This window comes from Radiobacillus deserti (genome assembly GCF_007301515.1).
In the GTDB taxonomy this organism is placed as follows: Bacteria; Bacillota; Bacilli; order Bacillales; family Amphibacillaceae; genus Radiobacillus; species Radiobacillus deserti.
Window position 1 is genome coordinate 2,123,328 of record NZ_CP041666.1, and the last position, 18,821, is coordinate 2,142,148.

23 protein-coding genes and 1 other annotated feature (1 of these 24 only partly in view) are annotated in these 18,821 nt (G+C 39.1%); of the genes, 2 read left to right on the forward strand and 21 right to left on the reverse strand.

The genetic code is table 11. The features are described from left to right. Nucleotides 1–69 precede the first annotated feature (69 nt). Entirely contained in the window at nt 70–1,623 is a 1,554-nt protein-coding gene (gene spoVB, locus FN924_RS11290; RefSeq protein ID WP_143894538.1) for a stage V sporulation protein B, read from the forward strand. A 770-nt stretch (nt 1,624–2,393) separates the two neighbouring features. Here the strand turns inward: spoVB and FN924_RS11295 are convergent. Next, nucleotides 2,394–2,999 (reverse strand): DUF421 domain-containing protein, encoded by a 606-nt coding sequence (locus tag FN924_RS11295; RefSeq protein ID WP_407692018.1) that lies wholly within the window; start codon nt 2,997–2,999, stop codon nt 2,394–2,396. A 133-nt stretch (nt 3,000–3,132) separates the two neighbouring features. Then, nucleotides 3,133–4,452 carry an ArsB/NhaD family transporter gene (locus FN924_RS11300; protein WP_143894540.1) on the reverse strand — a complete coding sequence of 440 codons (1,320 nt, stop codon included), beginning with the start codon at nt 4,450–4,452 and terminating at the stop codon, nt 3,133–3,135. 134 nt (nt 4,453–4,586) lie between these two features. On the opposite strand from FN924_RS11300, the gene FN924_RS11305 reads away from it, so the two are divergent. After that, nucleotides 4,587–4,979, forward strand: coding sequence for a TIGR04086 family membrane protein (locus FN924_RS11305; protein WP_143894542.1), 393 nt, complete (start codon nt 4,587–4,589; stop codon nt 4,977–4,979). 58 nt (nt 4,980–5,037) lie between these two features. Here the strand turns inward: FN924_RS11305 and yajC are convergent, their stop codons facing one another. The 19 genes from yajC to rplU all read right to left on the reverse strand — a co-directional run bounded on the left by yajC (nt 5,038) and on the right by rplU (nt 18,803). Continuing rightward, nucleotides 5,038–5,304, reverse strand: coding sequence for a preprotein translocase subunit YajC (gene yajC, locus FN924_RS11310; protein ID WP_143894544.1), 267 nt, complete (start codon nt 5,302–5,304; stop codon nt 5,038–5,040). A 17-nt stretch (nt 5,305–5,321) separates the two neighbouring features. Further along, nucleotides 5,322–6,458 (reverse strand): tRNA guanosine(34) transglycosylase Tgt, encoded by a 1,137-nt coding sequence (gene tgt / locus FN924_RS11315; protein ID WP_143894546.1) that lies wholly within the window; start codon nt 6,456–6,458, stop codon nt 5,322–5,324. Nucleotides 6,459–6,474: 16 nt separating this feature from the next. Then, entirely contained in the window at nt 6,475–7,503 is a 1,029-nt protein-coding gene (gene queA / locus FN924_RS11320; RefSeq protein ID WP_143894548.1) for a tRNA preQ1(34) S-adenosylmethionine ribosyltransferase-isomerase QueA, read from the reverse strand. 35 nt (nt 7,504–7,538) lie between these two features. Next, nucleotides 7,539–7,739, reverse strand: a complete 201-nt coding sequence (locus FN924_RS11325; RefSeq protein ID WP_143894551.1) for a DUF2905 domain-containing protein — start codon at nt 7,737–7,739, stop codon at nt 7,539–7,541. Then, nucleotides 7,736–8,737, reverse strand: a complete 1,002-nt coding sequence (ruvB, locus tag FN924_RS11330; protein WP_143894553.1) for a Holliday junction branch migration DNA helicase RuvB — start codon at nt 8,735–8,737, stop codon at nt 7,736–7,738. Before ruvB ends, FN924_RS11325 begins: the two co-directional genes overlap by 4 nt. Nucleotides 8,738–8,753: 16 nt before the next feature. Then, nucleotides 8,754–9,365: a Holliday junction branch migration protein RuvA gene (gene ruvA / locus FN924_RS11335; RefSeq protein ID WP_143894555.1), complete on the reverse strand. Its 612-nt coding sequence runs from the start codon at nt 9,363–9,365 to the stop codon at nt 8,754–8,756. Between the two features lie 109 nt (nt 9,366–9,474). Then, complete coding sequence (locus tag FN924_RS11340; protein WP_143894557.1) at nt 9,475–10,041, reverse strand: BofC C-terminal domain-containing protein; 567 nt, start codon at nt 10,039–10,041, stop codon at nt 9,475–9,477. Nucleotides 10,042–10,094: 53 nt separating this feature from the next. Further along, nucleotides 10,095–10,562 (reverse strand): hypothetical protein, encoded by a 468-nt coding sequence (locus tag FN924_RS11345; RefSeq protein ID WP_143894559.1) that lies wholly within the window; start codon nt 10,560–10,562, stop codon nt 10,095–10,097. A 96-nt stretch (nt 10,563–10,658) separates the two neighbouring features. After that, complete coding sequence (locus tag FN924_RS11350; protein ID WP_143894561.1) at nt 10,659–11,408, reverse strand: YebC/PmpR family DNA-binding transcriptional regulator; 750 nt, start codon at nt 11,406–11,408, stop codon at nt 10,659–10,661. Nucleotides 11,409–11,574: 166 nt separating this feature from the next. After that, a complete protein-coding gene (locus FN924_RS11355) occupies nt 11,575–12,099 on the reverse strand; it encodes a YhcN/YlaJ family sporulation lipoprotein (RefSeq protein WP_143894563.1) in 525 nt (174 codons plus the stop codon). A 78-nt stretch (nt 12,100–12,177) separates the two neighbouring features. Further along, nucleotides 12,178–13,131, reverse strand: a complete 954-nt coding sequence (locus FN924_RS11360) for a protein kinase family protein (RefSeq protein WP_228409430.1) — start codon at nt 13,129–13,131, stop codon at nt 12,178–12,180. Then, a complete protein-coding gene (gene safA / locus FN924_RS11365; RefSeq protein ID WP_158633990.1) occupies nt 13,121–14,278 on the reverse strand; it encodes a muramidase family protein in 1,158 nt (385 codons plus the stop codon). Before safA ends, FN924_RS11360 begins: the two co-directional genes overlap by 11 nt. A 203-nt stretch (nt 14,279–14,481) precedes the next feature. Continuing rightward, the gene (gene pheA, locus FN924_RS11370; RefSeq protein ID WP_143894570.1) at nt 14,482–15,360 is read right to left on the reverse strand and encodes a prephenate dehydratase; all 879 of its coding nucleotides are present in this window, start codon (nt 15,358–15,360) and stop codon (nt 14,482–14,484) included. Between the two features lie 17 nt (nt 15,361–15,377). Next, complete coding sequence (locus tag FN924_RS11375; RefSeq protein ID WP_143894572.1) at nt 15,378–15,827, reverse strand: ACT domain-containing protein; 450 nt, start codon at nt 15,825–15,827, stop codon at nt 15,378–15,380. 30 nt (nt 15,828–15,857) lie between these two features. Next, nucleotides 15,858–17,132 carry a GTPase ObgE gene (gene obgE, locus FN924_RS11380; protein ID WP_143894574.1) on the reverse strand — a complete coding sequence of 425 codons (1,275 nt, stop codon included), beginning with the start codon at nt 17,130–17,132 and terminating at the stop codon, nt 15,858–15,860. Nucleotides 17,133–17,142: 10 nt separating this feature from the next. Beyond that, complete coding sequence (locus FN924_RS11385; protein WP_143894576.1) at nt 17,143–17,685, reverse strand: Spo0B domain-containing protein; 543 nt, start codon at nt 17,683–17,685, stop codon at nt 17,143–17,145. Between the two features lie 161 nt (nt 17,686–17,846). Beyond that, nucleotides 17,847–18,137, reverse strand: coding sequence for a 50S ribosomal protein L27 (gene rpmA, locus FN924_RS11390; protein ID WP_143894578.1), 291 nt, complete (start codon nt 18,135–18,137; stop codon nt 17,847–17,849). 13 nt (nt 18,138–18,150) lie between these two features. After that, nucleotides 18,151–18,483 carry a ribosomal-processing cysteine protease Prp gene (locus FN924_RS11395; protein WP_143894580.1) on the reverse strand — a complete coding sequence of 111 codons (333 nt, stop codon included), beginning with the start codon at nt 18,481–18,483 and terminating at the stop codon, nt 18,151–18,153. Nucleotides 18,484–18,494: 11 nt separating this feature from the next. Next, on the reverse strand, nt 18,495–18,803 hold the full coding sequence (rplU, locus tag FN924_RS11400) for a 50S ribosomal protein L21 (protein WP_143894582.1): 309 nt from the start codon (nt 18,801–18,803) through the stop codon (nt 18,495–18,497). A gap of 14 nt (nt 18,804–18,817) precedes the next feature. Beyond that, nucleotides 18,818–18,821 (reverse strand) — a sequence feature (ribosomal protein L21 leader region); it runs 70 nt beyond the window's last position.

Sequence of the window (18,821 nt, forward strand, 5' to 3'; positions counted from 1 at the left end):
GGCCTACTTATTCGCATATACATTCATTGTATACGAAATCCAAAACTTTGAGAAGGCAGGTCGTTCATTATGACCAAGCAAACTTTTTTGCAAGGAACCCTTATCCTTATTTTAGCAGGGATGATTACCCGATTCTTAGGCTTTATAAATAGAATCATTGTAGCCCGCTTAATGGGCGAGGAAGGTATCGGCTTATACATGATGGCACTACCTACCCTCTTTTTAGTTTATACCATTTCTCAAATCGGGCTGCCTATAGCAATATCAAAGCGTGTTGCAGAGGCTGAGGCGAAAGGTGATTTAGTAAAAGTAAAAAAAATTCTCGTCACTTCTCTAGTCGTAACAGGGACGCTAAGTATTATATTTTTCGTGGGGCTCATCTTTTTTGCTCCAATCGTTGCTCACCATTTCTTAACGGACGAGCGTACCTTGTATCCACTATTAGCCATAAGTCCAATGGTACCGATTAGTGCTATCTCTGGTGTGCTCCGTGGGTATTTCCAAGGTAGACAAAACATGATTCCACAAAGCTATGCACAAGTTATTGAACAAATTATAAGAATTTCATGTGTGGCCTTACTTGTGAAATTATTCTTACCTTATGGAGTTGAATTCGCTGCTGCCGGGGCAATGGTTTCAGTTATTATTGGTGAATTTATTGCCTTACTATTTATGATGAGAATGTTCAAACTAAAAAAACGGATCAAAATTCGAAGTAAATTTATGACCTACTTAAAATCAGGAAAGGAAACTCTGAAAGAATTGCTGTCTATCGCATTACCTAGTACAGGCAGTCGATTAGTTGGTTCTTTTTCGAATTTCATGGAACCTATCGTCGTATCTCAAAGTCTTGCTATTGCTGGCGTACAAACCGCTATTGCAACACAGCAATATGGACTGTTAACGGGATATGCGATTCCATTGCTGTATCTGCCAACGTTCATTACTCATTCCCTAGCCGTAGCCTTAGTACCTAATATTAGTGAGGCAGAAGCACACCAAAACATAAAACTTATTCATTATCGAATCCATCAAGCTATCCGGATTTCTTTTTCGTCCGGGGCCTTATCTACCATTATCTTAATATTGTTTTCGGTTCCGATCCTACATTTTATGTATGGAAACAGTGATGCCAGCCGTATGCTCGTATTAATGGCACCGTTTTTCATCTTACTCTATGTATCCTATCCGTTGAATGCCACCTTACAAGCATTGGATCATGCGAAGGCAGCCATGTGGAATAACATTATTGGGAGCTTTGTGAAATTTGCGGTTATGGTAGTATTAGCAACAAATCCAGACTTCGGAATTATGGGAGTAGCCATTTCACTCGTAGTTGGGGTCGTGTTAGTTTCTCTACTCCATTTGTTCACACTTATAAAAGTGATTTCATATAAATTTCCTCTACTAGATATTGTAAAAATGGTCACCTTGTTAGGTTTAACATTCTGGGCTGGAACTCTTTTGACAAACATGTTCCCAGGTTATGAAACAAACTTACTTACCTTTATATTTGTTTTAGTAGTTTTGAGCGGGATTTATATTGTATTCTTGTTTTTGCTTCGTTTTATAACAAAGGACGAACTAGTCCAGATCCCTTTTCTTAATCGTTTTGTATCCTAATTATAGGTGCTTGGCTAAGCCAAGCGCCTATAACTTTCACACCTTGTTAGCTGTCGTGCGGTTGCTGGCGCACCGAAAGGCTCGCCTATCGGTGTTCCAAAACAGAACGGAAACAATCTTCCATTCTTCCTATTCTGTTTCGGTCAAATGGATTGCATGTCGTGAAAAGAAAGAAGGAATGTATCATGGCTATCTATCATTTTTCTGTATATTATAATACAAATAACCTACATGTTTATTTTAATGGAAGTGTAGCAGGAGACGTTTCAACATATGCTAGTGGCGGATGCTCTAGCTGGTTAAATTATAGTACCGAGTGATATAAAAAAAGTCAGGAGGTTACCATCCATCAAGGTAACCTCCTTCTTTACATGAACTAAGTCAGTACTAAATAATTAAAAGTAATGAGAATAACTATGGAATAAATTCACTTTCAAAGAAGGGGGGGTTCAATGACAACTTGGACTACATGGCTTGTTCAAATGGGGAAACCTGTTGCAATCGCCTATCAATCGCATCAAAAGTCGGTTCAGTTTTCAGGAATTTTTCAGCACTTTGTATAATTTTTTGGAACTGGAAGAAGCTTTCTAGTTAACATTTTATAGTGGGCGTTAATAAATCAGACTAGAACGATAATAAGTTCACTGAAACGATAGAAAACCACTAATCCTGTTAATATTTTTCCAGGTAACGTTTATCATTTTTCCATCATTTGTTAGCGTCCACAAAAGAAAGACACCAACCCCTTTTATCGTTGATTTCTTCATTATCTACTTTATTTCATCCTTGATATCTATATACCACCGGTCCTCGGAATCTAGGGAGCAAAACGAGATATCCGAAATGTTCGAATGCCCTCGCTTTTCCAAGTTTTCGAGTAACCATTCTTCTGTCTTATTTATTTTGTCTAAGGAATCCTTGCGAATGTTACCATCGACAACAAGTGGTACCACAAAATTATCTGGAGAAATAGGTTCGATCCCCTTTTTAGACTTTTCAAATACGGATAGCTTTCCCGATGTTTCCAAAATAGCAAATTCTACATCTTGAATGTTCCTTGTACCATTTTCCCTAAGCTGCTGCATCAAGTCGTTAAAGTTATAACGTTGCTTTCGCATTTCGTCTTCATCTATTTTCCCTTTGGAAATAATCACCGATGGTTTTCCGTCAAACCATGCACGAAATTTTGTGTTTTTAAGAGATAAATAAGCTGTCGTTCGTTGAATAATGAAAAGGGTTCCCATAGGCAACAAAGCATGCATAAATGTCTCAGAAGGATCTTCCACAGCAAAAACAGCCATCTCTGCAATCATCATAAAGACAACTATATCCAGGATACTTAATTCCCCAATCTCTCGCTTTCCCATAAAACGCATGATTAACACAATCACGCAATAAGTAAGAACTGTTCTAAAGATGATATTTCCGACATCTAGCTCCAAACGACACACTTCCCTATCCAAAATAGTCGTTTGTAGTATTTCCTTCTCCATTAATCATATCCGAACGTTATAAGGTTTGTTGAAAAGGGATTAAATAACGAACATAAATATAGACGGTTGTGATAATTAACGAAAGTAATACGAGTGGAATTCCGTACAAAAGAAAACGAATAAATGGGATTCGTTGATTCGATCCTTCTGCCAGTCCTGCTACCACCACATTAGCCGATGCGCCAACTAATGTCCCATTTCCACCTAGACAAGCCCCTAATGCTAACGACCACCATAACGGATCCAAGTTAGCCATTCCATAGGATTGAAATTCTCTAATAACCGGAATCATAGCAGCCACAAAAGGAATATTGTCCACAATACCGGAAAAGATACCAGATACCCATAATATGAGTAATGCCGTTTTAGGCAAGTCCCCTTCTGTTAGCCACATTACCCCTTTTGCAAGCTCATCAATGACCCCAACCTTTTCTAAGCCACCAACTAACATAAACAATCCAATAAAGAAGAAGAGCGTAATCCACTCTACTTCTTGTAATACCTTTTCTGTGCCCGCTTCCTTTTCTGTCAATAACAACAAAAGCAAAGCACCGCTTACCGCGATTGTCGTCAAATCAATATGAATTATCGGATGTAGAATAAACCCAATGATGGTGAGAAGTAATACCGTTATGGACTGATATAACATCGGGGTTTTTTTTAAGTATTCTTCCCCATTCATCTTCATTAACTCCCGAACGTGACCCTTGCTATACGTTAATTTTTTCCGAAACAAAAATACAACAGAAGTAATCATACAAGTAAATATAATCAGGACAACTGGGCCCAGATTCGTTAAAAAAGATACAAACGTTAAATGGTCTACAGCTTGCCCAATCATAATGTTAGGTGGATCGCCAATCAGGGTTGCGGTTCCTCCAATGTTGGCACTAAAAATAATGGTAAGTAAGTAGGGAAATGCAGGTAACTGCAACAACTTCGTTAACGTCAAGATGATGGGAACAAAAAGTAAAACAGTCGTCACATTGTCCAACAAAGCAGAACCAATTGCCGTTAAAATCCCTGCCCCAATTAGTAATGAAGTTGGCTCACCTCTAACTTTTTGCGCAAATGTAATCGCAATATACTCAAATAGACCGGTTTTTTTCGTTATGGATACAAGAACCATCATGGAAAATAAAAGAGCAATCGTCTTCCAATCGATAAAATCTACGAAGGCATCTTCCCATTCATATATATTTAATAAGAGCAATAGCGCTCCACCCGACAAGGCAACGAGAGCTCGATTGATTTTTTCGGTCATGATAAAAAAATAACTGATTAAAAAAATCAAGATTGCAATGGTTGTCGACATTCTCTGTCCCCTCTCCTGCATAGGATGAAACAAGGTTTTATCCAGGTGTGATACAAGCTTCTCTACAATGTATTCAACTTGTACCGAAAATATTTAATTCTAATTCAATTTAATTAGAATAGAATGATACAAATGGACAACCAAGGAGGAATTTCATGGTGAAACCAAGAATTGTATCGATATTGTATGGGTGGGTTACCATTTTTGCCGTGATGCTTGCAGCGAGTCTCATTCTTTCTCTTTTGCTGCGTTTTTCATCGCTTGGAGAATCAACATTAAGTTGGACTACCCTAATTGTAAGTATCATTGCTTTATTTGCAGGTGGGTTGATGGCAGGGGCAAAAGGAAAGGAAAAAGGATGGTTGCTTGGAGGAATAACAGGGATTGGATTTACGCTCTTCATTTTGTTATATCAATATCTAGGTTATGGTACTGGTTTCTCTTTAGAACAGACATTCCATCATACAGGCTTCCTAGTTTCCGCATTATTTGGTGGGATTCTAGGTGTAAACATTTCTGGTAGTGAACCAGACGGCTCCAATTCCTAAATAAAAACCTTGTTAAATGATTAAAAGGACGAAAGGCAATTGCCTTTCGTCCTTTTTCTTAGTCAATACTTACTACCTCTCGTACAGCTGAACGGTCATATGTAAGTTTTGTACCTTCATCATTGATTAACACTACCGTATCTTCATCAAGTGCATGAATTTTGGCATGAAAACCACCAATCGTAACAACCTTGTCCCCTTTTTTCATCTCCGCTTGCATCTGTCTAACTTGCTTCTGTCTCTTCTGTTGTGGTCGAATCAATAGAAAATAGAAAATCGCAAGCATCGCGATAATTGGTAACAATTGCATTAAAGTTCCACTCATTCCTACTCCACCTCCTCTTAGAAGTTTTTTGCATCTGGTCGGTTAAACCCATATTGTTCAAAAAATTCTTCTCTAAAGTCTCCAAGCCGATCGTTTCGTATTGCTTCACGGACTTGCTCCATCAATTTTAACAGAAAATATAAATTATGGTAAGTAGTAAGTCTCAAACCGAATGTCTCATTACTTTTTACAAGATGTCGAATATACGCTCTCGAATAATTTCGACACACATGGCAATCACATTTCTCATCTAAAGGTCCAAAATCTCGCGCATATTTCGCATTTCTTACGACTAAACGTCCGTTAGAAGTCATACAAGTTCCATTTCTCGCAATACGAGTTGGCAACACACAGTCAAACATATCAATCCCACGAATGGCTCCGTCAATAAGCGAATCTGGTGAACCAACTCCCATTAAGTACCTCGGTTTATCATGTGGAAGCAGTGGTGTTGTAAATTCTAAGACGCGGTTCATCACTTCTTTTGGTTCTCCTACGGATAGACCTCCTACCGCATAACCAGAAAAATCAAGAGATGTTAGATCTTGTGCACTTAGACGACGCAAGTCCTCATATTCCCCACCTTGGACAATTCCAAACAACCCTTGTTTTGAGGGATTTTGATGAGCTTGTAAACAGCGTTCCGCCCATCTGCTTGTTCGCTCCACAGAGCTTTTCATATACTCATGGGTTGCAGGGAACGGCGGACACTCATCAAATGCCATCATTATGTCTGATCCTAAGGCATTTTGGATATGCATTGCTTTTTCAGGGGATAAGAACAATTTCTCCCCACTTATATGGTTTCGGAAATGAACCCCTTCTTCTTCTATTTGTCTTAAATCACTAAGACTAAAAACTTGGAATCCACCTGAATCCGTCAAAATGGCTCCATCCCAATTCATAAAGGAATGCAATCCGCCTGCTTCCTGAATAATATCTTCTCCAGGACGTAGCCAGAGGTGATACGTATTTGAAAGAATGATTTTCGCACCGATTTCTTCTAGCTCTTCAGGACTCATCGTTTTCACAGTTGCTAAAGTCCCAACCGGCATGAAAATCGGTGTTTCAAACGAGCCGTGAGGAGTATGAACGATTCCTAGACGAGCTCCTGTTTGTTTACACGTTTTAATATGTTCATAGGTGATTGGCATACTTTTTTCCTTCCTGTTACAAAATTAACATTGCATCTCCAAAGCTAAAGAAACGGTATCTCTCTTTTACTGCTTCTTCGTATGCACTTAGTATGAAGTCTCTTCCAGCTAGAGCACTTACTAGCATAATTAATGTCGATTTCGGTAAATGAAAATTAGTGATTAACCCATCAATTGCTTTGAATTCATAAGGTGGATAGATAAAGATATTCGTCCAGCCTCTGCTTTCTTTAAAGCTTCCTTTCTGGTCTCTTGCAATCGTCTCTAACGTTCTGGTAGAAGTGGTTCCTACGGAAATAATACGTCCATTTCTTTCTTTCACACGATTCAATTGGTCTGCGGTTTCCTGTGACATCATGTAAAATTCGGAATGCATATCATGCTCTTCAATCCTATCGACATTAACCGGACGAAATGTTCCTAAGCCGACATGAAGCGTTATATAGGCAAACTCGACTCCTATGTCCTTAAGCTCGTCCATTAATTCCGTTGTAAAATGCAAGCCAGCCGTTGGTGCTGCGGCAGAGCCTTCCTCACGGGCATACACAGTTTGGTATCGATCTCTGTCCGGCAATTGTTCTTTAATATATGGAGGAAGTGGCATCTCTCCTAGCTCATTCAATACCTCTAGAAAAATTCCTTCATACTGGAAAGAAAGTATTCTTCCACCATGTTCTTTTTCTTCTAGGCACACTGCTGTTAGGCGGTCATCTCCAAAAGTGAGGGTTGTTCCTACTTTTATTTTTTTTGCTGGCTTGACTAATACTTCCCAGTTATCTTTTTCAAGTTGGGTAAGTAGTAACACCTCCACTTTAGCACCTGTGTCTTCTTTTATACCATACAGTCTTGCAGGTAGCACTTTCGTGTCATTTAAAACAAGACAATCTCCTTTTCGAAGGAACGACTTAATATCAGAAAAGTGCTGATGACTCATCGTCTTCTTTTCCCGATTTAGCACTAGTAAACGAGAAGATGCACGATCCTTTAATGGTACTTGCGCAATTAATTCTTCTGGTAAGTGGTAATCAAAATCATTTATATCCATAACGACTCCTTACACGATATCTCATTTCGTAACGATTATTTAAGCTTTCCAATGACATAAAAAATAAGAGAAAGAACAATGCTGACGACGATTGAGGTCATGATTGGAAAATAAAAAGATACATTTCCCTTTTTGAAACTAATATCACCCGGTAGTTTTCCAAACATACTCCAAATTAATCCAATCACGATAAAAATTACCCCTATAAGAATAAAGACTTTGCCCATTCCCGTCAAGCTTGTGGCACCTCCCGATGAAAATGTTCATACGCTTTAGGTGTTACAACTCTTCCTCGTGGCGTCCGTTGAATAAACCCAATCTGCAATAAATATGGCTCATATACATCTTCAATCGTTTGGGATTCTTCTCCTATAGTCGCAGCAATTGTGTCTAATCCAACAGGACCACCTTGAAATCCATCCATAATTCCTAACAATAGCTTATGATCAATGTGGTCCAGTCCCACTTGATCTACCTGCAGCATTTCTAACGCTTTAGTCGTTGTGTCAAGCGAGATTTCTGTTTCTCCTTTTACTTGTGAAATATCTCGAACCCTTTTCAACAGACGATTCGCGATACGGGGCGTTCCTCGTGACCGTCTGGCAATCTCATTTGCAGCATTTTCACTTATTTGCACATGAAAAATCTCGGAGGTTCTTTCTACTATTTTACACAAATCGGCATTTTCATAGTACTCTAGCCTGCTTAAAACACCAAATCGATCCCGCAGTGGTGCAGTCAGTAAGCCTGCACGTGTTGTTGCACCTACAAGTGTAAATGGAGGTAAATCTATTCTTACAGAACGAGCACTAGGTCCTGATCCAATTACAATATCGAGACAAAAATCTTCCATAGCTGGGTAGAGAACTTCCTCCACAGAACGAGGGAGTCGATGAATCTCATCAATAAACAGAACATCTCCTGCCTCTAAAGACGATAGGATAGCAGCGAGGTCACCGGCACGTTCGATAGCTGGACCTGATGTTGTTCGAAATTGCACTCCCATCTCATTTGCGATAATAGACGCTAACGTTGTCTTCCCCAAACCTGGTGGACCGTACAGTAGAACATGATCAAGTGGTTCATTTCTCATTTGGGCTGCCTCGATAAAAATGGCCAAATTTTCTTTTACTTTGTGTTGTCCAATATATTGTTGTAAAGATGTTGGACGGAGACTTTGCTCTATTCCTTCATCATCATGCAGTAGTTCCCCTGATATCATACGATCATCCATGCTTCCACCTCATCGTTTATTTCTCCATCATTAAAGCAAGCCCTTTACGAACTAGGTCATCTATACTGGCTAGCTTGCTTTCCTTTAATTTTGGCGTAATCAAGCGAATTTCACGATCTGAATAGCCAAGTGAGCGAAGAGCAGCTAATGCCTCCTCCATTGTCTCTTGTTCAACTGAAGGTGCTGTATTGCTTTCTATATCTATCCCTTCTATTTGAATTCCAATATCAACAGATAGCTTTCCTTTTAAATCTAAAATCATTTGTCGAGCCGTTTTCTTTCCTACACCCGGAAAGCTCGTAAGAAATTTTTCATCTTCACGCTCAATAGCTGCAACAAAATCCTGCACACCAGCATTTCCTAATATGGCAAGTGCCCCTTTTGGTCCTATCCCAGATACATTTAAAAGCTTTTTAAATAAAAACTTTTCTTCTGTTTTTCGAAAACCATACAACAACTGAGTGTCTTCACGTACATAATGATACGTAAATACTTTTACAGGCTCACCAATTTGCTCTTGAAACACGAATGGATTGGTACAAAATATTTCATACCCCACTCCATGCGATTCCACGTATATCGCATCATCTTGAATAGAATCTAACGTTCCTCTTATGTATGCAATCATAACAATTCTCCTTGTCAGATAAAACTAGTTCTATTCTATCATACAAGCATATGTTCGGCCTTGAAAAGGCATAAAAAAATTCTAGTCCCTCGAGACTAGAATTTTATCATTAGCTATTAATCGTTTTATCTGGAATCATGTTCCGATATGCTTCTAACACGTATTGATACACTTCTTTAGACTTAATTTTTATTCCTTGACGTAGTTGCTCCGCCTGATAGCTTTCGAGTTCCTCCGTATTAATCTGATAAAAGGACTGAATCACTTGGCTATTTACGGGTCTACCTTCGAAGATTGTTAAAATGTCATTTTTGATTCCAAAGTAGCCATTTTCTTTAATATACGGGGAAATATCGGAAATCTCTTTCCGAAATGTAACTTCTCCTTCTTTTTGATTGACCACTTGCCAGCCCTCATAATAAGCCCAGAAATCTTGCATCGACCAAACGGTTTCATCATGCGTTTCCTCTACTACTTTTCCGTCTATATAATGTCTCTGTAATGTAACCTGTAAACTTAATGGCTCACTCTTTACAGCACTTTTCTCTTCCTTCTGTTTCTTCGCATCGGTTTCCGCGGCATCAATAATCGAGTCTTCCATCGTTAAACCTGTAATACTAACAAACGCTAACCCCGTTATCACACTATATAAACATCCTCGTATCCATTTCTTCATATTCTTTCACCCCATTTATAAATAAAAATCCTTGTAATTAAAGTTTGACCAATTTAAACAGGATTATCCATGTAAGGATGAAACAAAGAAAAAACAGCCTCTTTTGGCTGCTTATAAAAGCATACATATTGGATAGTTAGCACATACATCATAACGAAAGAAATCAAGAAGGATAGAAACAAAAAGCTTTCTCCTGATACGGTAATCATCATAACGAAAAGGATATAAGCAGGTGTTACCATCCCAAAGAGTATATAAGAACCATAGGAAAAGATGTGTTCGAGTCTAGTTTTATGTACAACTAATTTGTCTGTAAAATAAGCGTATGAGCTACATTGCATGACCACCGCAGCACTTGTACAGACGCTTATTAACACGAGGCAATTAGAAAATGTACTACTTATTGTTTCTCCTATAGGGTAAATCGGACTACGAGCAAGCCCTATGTTTATAACCATCACACCATAAAGATACAATAATCCACTAACTAAATAATATATCGTATAGGATTTAATCGTCATTGGCCCCTCCTCTCTTTTACTCAATGTATGAATTAGAGTGGCAAGGATAGACCTTTTGTTTATAAAAAAAGCACCTCTTAGGTGCTTTTTACGTAGTTACATTTGATTCATCACTTCTTCATCTGCTTCTAGGTTATGGTACACTTCCTGTACGTCCTCGTTATCTTCCAGTACATCTATTAATTGAAGCATTTTATGGACATCATCCCCGGATAATGGTGAGGTTGTTTGGGGAATCATAGTCAATTCCGCTACCGAAAAAGTAAAACCTTTTTCTTGAAGTTGCTCTTTCACATTTGTGAATTCCTCTGGCTCCGTAAAAATTTCATATCCTTCATCCGTTGTTTCCATTTCTTCTGCTCCAGCTTCGATGACTTCGAGCATCAAATCATCTTCGTCTAAATCTGTAGAGTCTTTTGGAATGACTAGGTAGCCTTTGCGATCAAACATAAAGGATACACAACCGTTCTCACCAAGATTTCCGCCATTTTTATTAAATGCATGACGAATCTCTGCTGCAGTTCGATTTTTATTATCTGTTAGGGCTGAAACCATGACAGCTACACCACCAGGACCGTACCCTTCATATGTCATTTCCTCATAATTAACGCCATCAAGGTCGCCAGTGGCTTTCTTTATTGCTCTTTCTATATTATCGTTCGGCATATTATTTGCCTTAGCCTTATCAATAACAAGACGTAAGGAAGCATTCGTATCTGGATCTCCGCCACCCTGTTTCGCTGCTACAAAAATTTCTTTGGCAAGTTTCATAAAGATTTTGCCACGCTTCGCATCTTGTGCGTTTTTGCGTCGTTGAATATTCTTCCACTTAGAATGACCAGCCATTGGACATTCTCCTTTCTCTCATAAATCCTTAATATTTACACATCTATAATAGGTTCAAAATTTCCTTTCCAATATATCATAAAAAAAGGGATTTTTTAAGATATATCAACTTTTAAAAAAATAGAAAAGCCCTTGTTACAAAACGTAACAAAGGCTTCATCTACTGTTAACGGTCGTTCCCTTGGATATCTCCTTGAATTTGCGAATTGTAGTCTCGTGCCTCATTCCAATAGATGTCGTCGGTGTACACTTCCACCTTTTTATTTGGCACCATTTCTTTTACAATTCGATACACTTTTTTCGTTACTTCTAAAGGATCATTGTCATAATACAAGTTCAGCATGACAGCCACAATTACGCGATCCTTACGTACATAAGATTGAGTAACATTTACTTCTTGCAATCCACTCACTTTTTTATTTATCTGTTCAGCAGTTTCGTTGTATGCTTGTTGTTCATAATCTGTATTTTCCTGCCCACTTGGTAAACGGTTTACGTAATCCTTCATACTTTGGTCACCTTGTAGATAGTATTGATTACTCTCCGGTTTATTTTCCGTAGGCTCTGGTTCATACGAGATAGGTTGTTCTCCTAAATCAAGTTCTTTGTCCGCAGAAGGCTGATCATTTGCTGCACAGCCCGTAACGGAAAAAAGGAATGCTAAGAACGAGATATAGAAAATCTTTTTCATGCCTATAACCTCCCTCCCTTTTAGGTTTCGTTAGGGAGGGAATTTTAAACCGTCATTTGTTAGTGGTTATGGGAATATTCACCAGTAAGTAAGTACCTCATGAATAAATTGTTTACGGTCACTCCAACTTCTTTCAAGTTCGGATAAGTAAGAGAAAACGGTATCATTCATAGGAAGTTTTCCAATGAAATGTAACCATTCGCGCATATGGTCCATCGGGATAGCAACCCCAATTAAATATGGCCGTATTTGATATTCGGAACACAACTTATAAGTCAATAACTGAGGGATATCATAATGAATGTGCTCTAAAAATCGTTGCCCAAGCTGCATATAGTCATACGAAGTTGATGCTTTACCTAATAGATCAAAATCAATTAGTCGAACCTTTCCCTCTTTAATCCGGATAAAATTATGGGCAGCTAGATCGCCATGGATCCAATCCTTTTTCTCTCCTTCTATTATTGAACGATAACTACTCCATTGGCGAATCAGCATGGAAGTAGCCTGCGTGATTTCATGAAAAAGATAGGAAAAGCCAAACCGTTCAAATGTCTCTTTGGTAGTCCAAAATTTCCTCAATCGTAGCCGACATTTTTGCTCATAGTCTACTCTAATGGTAGGGTTTTTTATTTGTATAGATTTAATATCTTTGTGGAAGATTTTTACTGTGTCTACTGCATCTCGTCTATCTCGCTCGTCTTCAAACGTTAATTTTTCTCCGACAAGACAGGTTTGAATCGTCCAATACTTCTTTTTCCAGCGCAATATCTTTTCGCCGTTTGGAAAAGCACAAAAAGGTTGAATGACAGGGGACTGATTTTTCATAAAGAATCGCCACTGCTGAATAGGAGTTTTTTTATCCTCATATGCCTTTAAAACGAACCCTTTTCTATCCATATCTGCTACATAGAATACATTTTCTTTCCATTGCTGGATTGTCGAAGTGCTTAATTTTCCGTTCTCTTCCAAAAAGGAAGAGAGACAACTCTTAAAAGAATTGTCCCCGTTAAATGGATGGTTATGAATCACTTTCTTCCTCATCATCTTCCTGCCTAAAATTTGGGAAGCTTGGATTAAATCCATATGGTTCTGGCCCAGGATATCCCACATTATTCCATCCAGTTGCTGTACCTGGTTGCCAAGTAGGGGCACTTGGATTCATGTAATGCGGATTTCCCCATGCACTGGGATATGCCACAGGATTCCCATGAAACGTGTGATGCGGTGGTTCTTGTGGCGGAATAAAACTTTGCCAATTTGCTGGCTGTGCCATGTATTCCGGATATGTTGCTTCTTGTTTTAAACCTGGATAATCCACTGGACTAGAAGACGACTCTGCCCAATCTAACTGTTGATAAGGTCCGACATGGTATCCATCATGTGAATGTTGCGGTACTGGATGATGTTGATGATGTTGTTGATGAGTACCATGTACTGGATTAGACCAAGCGTGCTGTTGGATTGGATAAGGTACTGAATTAGCAGGTGCGCAATAAGGTGCTGATGGATACGCATAGTACGGTATTACCGGCTGCTGTGGATAGGAATATGGACTTGCTGCTGTATAGTTGGGTTGTTGAGCTGGCTGATTGTAATGTGGTACTTGAGGCATTGGTGTTGGTACTGTATATGTTGGTTCTTGTGCTTGGTCTAGTTCTGGTACTGGAGTGGGTGCATCATATGAAGGCTTTTTGTACATTGCCTTCTTCTTATCCATTGTTGCGTCCATATTCCCTTTTTCGTAATTTCCTTCATTCCATGATGGTTTGGATAGATTGGATTTATAGTCAGATACTTTCCCCCCAACCTTATTGACCTTATTTACAACCTCATCTTTACTTAAATCTGAGAATGGAGGATGTGGCAGCTTATTAAGAATTTCCTTTTTTGGCTTCTTTACATCATCTTCTTTCATTACTGGAAAAGCTGGCTTCGACGTATCCTTATAAGGATGGGTTGCTTCTTTCTTAACCGGCGCTTTTTGAATCATTTTATCCGTAATCGTTTCCTTTTTAACTGGCTGCGCTTGTGTTGGAATCCTTATTTTCATTCCTGGCATAATCTGATCTGGGTCTGCCAAATGACTGTTCATTTCCTTTAACTTCTCAAAATCGACATTATATTTTTGAGCGATTTTCCAAAGTGTTTCCCCTTCTCGAACAATGTGAATTTTCAATTCGTGAATCTCCCTTCTTGTTAGTCTGCACATGGTGGTTCATGTCAATTACATAACAATTCCATACCAACATATGCGAATGACCTAGAAAGGTTGAATGAAAACGGGAAATTTATGGAGGCATTTTCTAGAATGCATACTAAAAATCCGAACTGGTTCCATTTTCAATGTAGGAACATAGTTCGGATAATAAGACAATACCGTTATTTAGAGGAGACAGATAGACCATTTACTTGAAAATAAGGATAGCTTCCTAGCAGTTCAACACTACATCCTAGTGTTTCGAGTTCTGCAATTGCCCCTGGAATTAATACATCATCCAGTTTTTGTTGGATATCAATTAAAAAATAGTAGTTTCCAAGTCCTGTTTTCATTGGTCGGGATTCAATTTTGGATAAGTTTAATTTTCTCCAAGCAAATGCGGAAAGAACTTGGTGGAGTGTACCCGCTTGATCGGTTGGAAGGGTGATGATTAATGACGTTTTATGCCCTTCTTCATCCAGCTTCTCCCATTGTAATTCTTTATTCTCTCGGTGAAGAACTACAAATCTTGTGTGATTGTTTTGAAAATCATGAATGTCTTCTTTCACGATGTTTAATCCGTATTCCTTAGCCGCCAGTTCATTTCCTATGGAACCGATATTTCTATCCGGATGTTGACTAACAAACTCTGCACCCGCTCCTGTCGATGTTGTATATTCGATGCCAACCTCTTTTAATTCTTTTTGCAAAAAATGATGACACTGAGCGACTGCATGCGGATGAGAGTAAATCGTAATCATCTCCCTCCAATTTTCCACATTGGAAGGGTGCACCATCAAATGTTGACGAATGGGCACGACAACTTCCCCAACAATTTTTAATGCTTGGTCATGAATGAGATAATCTATCGTCATATTGACAGATCCTTCAATCGCATTTTCAAGTGGAACGACCCCAATATCGATTTGATTATTTACGATGGCATCCATGCATTCAGGTATGGTTTTAAAACTCTGTTTATCCTCCCCATTGAATAGGGCATCTACAGCCATTTTTGTAAAGGTTCCCTTGGGACCTAAGTATCCAATTCTTCCAGTCATTAGTGTGTCCCCCGTTCTTACGCGCCAGAGCTTAAAATTTCCACTTTATCTACAAAGTCTAATGATTTCAATTTCTGGATTAGTTTTTCTATTTCTACATTCATCGCAACCGTATTTAAAGAAATAGTGACGTTTGCTTTGCCATGCAGAGGAATCGTTTGGTGAATCGTCAAGATGTTACCACCCGCCTGTGCAACCGTCGCTAATAATTGAGAAAGAGAGCCCGCCTGGTCTTCCAAATGAAAAAATAGAGTAATCATCCGTTCCTTGACCATAGCTTGGAATGGAAAAACAGCATCTCTATATTTATAAAAAGCACTTCTAGACAAATCAACTCGCTTTACTGCTTCAAAAACAGAATCCACTTTCCCTCTCTCAATTAATTCTTTTGCCTCAATCGTTTTTTTCATCGATTCAGGAAGGATATCACTTCGGACTAGATAATACTTTTCTTCTTTTTCCGTCATTCTCCATATTCCCCTTTTGACTACTGACCTCTACTCTACAAACTCAAATTCGTATTCCAGTAGGCGAACAACGTCTCCGTCTTGAGCTCCTTTTTCTCGGAGGGCTTCGTCTACTCCCATTCCACGTAGCTGTCTAGCAAATCGACGAACAGATTCGTCACGATTAAAGTCCGTCATTTTAAACAGCTTTTCAATCCGTTCCCCAGATAATACAAAGGACCCATCCGAGTCTCTCGTAATATGGAACGCCTCCGGTTCTTGTTCGTGACGATATACAACACGTTCTTCTTTCTCTTCAATAGGCTTATTATCTTTCGGTATAGTGTCTAGTATATCAGCTACGGCAAATAAAAGTTCACGGATGCCACTACGAGTAATGGTTGAAATCGGATAGACCGGAACATCTATCTTTTCCTTAAAAGCTTGCAAATGCTCCTCTGCCTCAGGAATATCCATCTTATTCGCTGCGACTATTTGCGGTCTTTCTGATAGAGACTCGTCATATGCCTTTAATTCTTCATTAATCGTTACGTAGTCTTCATAAGGATCGCGTCCTTCTGTCCCTGCCATATCGATAACGTGAACAATAACTCTTGTTCGCTCAACATGTCGCAAAAACTGGTGTCCTAAGCCTATTCCTTCATGTGCCCCTTCAATTAAACCCGGCAAATCCGCCAAGACAAAGCTTCGTTGATCCTCTGTTTCTACAACGCCTAGATTAGGTGCTAGTGTCGTGAAGTGATAATCGGCAATTTTAGGTTTTGCTGCGGTGACAACTGATAAAAACGTTGATTTCCCAACACTTGGAAAACCTACTAGTCCAACATCTGCAAGTAGCTTGAGCTCAATTTGAATATCTCGCTCTCTTCCTGGTTCTCCATTTTCCGCCATGTCTGGTGCAGGGTTTCTCGGAGTAGCGAAGCGAATATTTCCTCTACCTCCTCGTCCACCACGAGCAATAACAGCTTGTTGTTCATGATAAATTAAATCGGCGATGACCTCACCTGTCTCTGCATCACGTACTGTCGTTCCAGGTGGGACCTTTAAAATAAGTGGCTCCGCATTTTTTCCATGCTGCCCCTTACTCATCCCATTCTCCCCACGCTTCGCTTTAAAATGTTTTTTGTAACGAAAGTCCATTAAGGTATTGAGCCCTTCATCTACCTGAAACACGACATCTCCGCCGTTTCCACCATCACCACCAGCTGGTCCACCTAATGGAACATATTTTTCTCTTCTGTATGCTACAAGGCCATTCCCACCGTCCCCGGCTTTAACAAAGACCTTTACCTGATCTACAAACACAACCTTCACCTCATTTAGAATCGCATATCCAAGACATGCTGCAAGTCATAATCTCTTCCTCTTCTTTTTCTACAATTACGTTTTCCAAATCTGGGGTATCTAAAGCACTACGTAACGATTCTTCCTCCGAGAACTTACCTTGGAAGGACAATATCACTTCTGTCCGTTCCTCATTAAAAGGCTGAATTAAGAACGTTCCCTCGTACATTTCCATTTCGTCGCTACATCGCTCCAGTACTTGGACAAATTCAACTGCCTGTTTATGTATAGATTCATCAAACATAGACAAGTTTCCATAATCTTTAAAGACAGAGAACGTTAAACGAAAATTAGAATGATACCAATTAAAGCTAATCACCCAAAGAGCTGTTTTTGACATGTTTAAATTCGATATTCTTCTTTCCATTTTTGCTGCTTCAATAGCTGCCTCTATTTTATCTCTTACTTTATCCATTTTACCCATAGAAGCATATCCCATGAGCAGCTGTAAATCATTTAACCAGTCGTGTCGATAAAAGCTTAGCAACTCGACTATTTTTTCCTCATCTTTCAATTCAACCGCTCCTTGTTTATTATCAAGATTATAGCAAAAATTATATAAATACTAAAACTTCTATTCTTATTATTAGAGTATTCCCTATAGAAACAAGGTGTAAAAGTTCACAAAGAAGAAAAAGACTCTAACCGAAATGGCTAGAGTCTTTATATGCTAGATTAAGCTTCTTGAGCGACAGGATAAACACTAACTTTTTTGCGATCGCGTCCGTAACGTTCGAATTTAACGACTCCGTCCACCTTAGCGAAAAGTGTGTCATCTCCACCACGGCCTACATTCTCACCTGGATAAATTTTTGTACCGCGTTGACGGTAAAGAATAGATCCACCAGTTACGAATTGACCATCCGCACGCTTGGCACCAAGACGTTTTGCTTCAGAGTCACGCCCGTTTTTTGTACTACCTTGACCTTTCTTCTGAGAGAAGAACTGTAAATCTAGACGTAGCATGTGCTACACCTCCTTATTTATCAGAGATCTTTATATACTGTCCATAGTCACGCACAATTGTTTCAAGCGAAACCATCATACCTTCCAGTAGCCAGGTTGCTTTTTCATGAGTTTCGGCATCTAAGTTATCAGGTAGCTTTACTTTTAAATATCCGCCTTCTTTACCTGCTTGGGTAATTTCGGGCTCGATAGAGCAAAGACTTATTACGGCATTCACCGCCCCGAATGAAACAGCAGATGCTCCGGCACATACTAAATCGTTACCTTCTGATACACTGTCTGCATGGCCGCTCATTTCAAATGCATAAATGCTACCATTTTTTCGGTAAGCTGTAACTTGAATCATTGAATCAACCCTTAAGCATTGATTTTTTCAATCGTTACTTTTGTGTAAGGCTGACGATGACCTTGCTTACGACGGTAGTTTTTTTTCGCTTTGAACTTGATTACCGTAACTTTTTTTGCACGACCTTGTTTTTCAACTTTAGCCGTTACAGAAGCTCCATCAACGAAAGGCGCGCCAACTTTAACGTCGTCACCACCAACGAAAAGAACCTTGTCAAATGTTACAGTACTTCCAGCTTCACCTTCTAGTTTTTCTACATAGATAGCTTGGCCTTCTTCAACTTTGACTTGCTTACCACCAGTTTCAATAATTGCGTACATTCCTATGCACCTCCTTAA

Coding starts and splice junctions, on each gene's coding strand:
- FN924_RS11355 (WP_143894563.1), bottom strand. CDS start 12,099: ATGAAAAAGATTTTCTATATCTCGTTCTTAGCATTCCTTTTTTCCGTT.
- rpmA (WP_143894578.1), bottom strand. CDS start 18,137: ATGCTACGTCTAGATTTACAGTTCTTCTCTCAGAAGAAAGGTCAAGGT.
- pheA (WP_143894570.1), bottom strand. CDS start 15,360: ATGACTGGAAGAATTGGATACTTAGGTCCCAAGGGAACCTTTACAAAA.
- ruvA (WP_143894555.1), bottom strand. CDS start 9,365: ATGATTGCATACATAAGAGGAACGTTAGATTCTATTCAAGATGATGCG.
- FN924_RS11295 (WP_407692018.1), bottom strand. CDS start 2,999: ATGCGTTTTATGGGAAAGCGAGAGATTGGGGAATTAAGTATCCTGGAT.
- ruvB (WP_143894553.1), bottom strand. CDS start 8,737: ATGGATGATCGTATGATATCAGGGGAACTACTGCATGATGATGAAGGA.
- FN924_RS11375 (WP_143894572.1), bottom strand. CDS start 15,827: ATGACGGAAAAAGAAGAAAAGTATTATCTAGTCCGAAGTGATATCCTT.
- spoVB (WP_143894538.1), top strand. CDS start 70: ATGACCAAGCAAACTTTTTTGCAAGGAACCCTTATCCTTATTTTAGCA.
- tgt (WP_143894546.1), bottom strand. CDS start 6,458: ATGCCAATCACCTATGAACATATTAAAACGTGTAAACAAACAGGAGCT.
- queA (WP_143894548.1), bottom strand. CDS start 7,503: ATGGATATAAATGATTTTGATTACCACTTACCAGAAGAATTAATTGCG.
- FN924_RS11395 (WP_143894580.1), bottom strand. CDS start 18,483: ATGATTCAAGTTACAGCTTACCGAAAAAATGGTAGCATTTATGCATTT.
- FN924_RS11300 (WP_143894540.1), bottom strand. CDS start 4,452: ATGCAGGAGAGGGGACAGAGAATGTCGACAACCATTGCAATCTTGATT.
- FN924_RS11345 (WP_143894559.1), bottom strand. CDS start 10,562: ATGACGATTAAATCCTATACGATATATTATTTAGTTAGTGGATTATTG.
- yajC (WP_143894544.1), bottom strand. CDS start 5,304: ATGAGTGGAACTTTAATGCAATTGTTACCAATTATCGCGATGCTTGCG.
- FN924_RS11305 (WP_143894542.1), top strand. CDS start 4,587: ATGGTGAAACCAAGAATTGTATCGATATTGTATGGGTGGGTTACCATT.
- FN924_RS11340 (WP_143894557.1), bottom strand. CDS start 10,041: ATGAAGAAATGGATACGAGGATGTTTATATAGTGTGATAACGGGGTTA.
- FN924_RS11350 (WP_143894561.1), bottom strand. CDS start 11,408: ATGGCTGGTCATTCTAAGTGGAAGAATATTCAACGACGCAAAAACGCA.
- rplU (WP_143894582.1), bottom strand. CDS start 18,803: ATGTACGCAATTATTGAAACTGGTGGTAAGCAAGTCAAAGTTGAAGAA.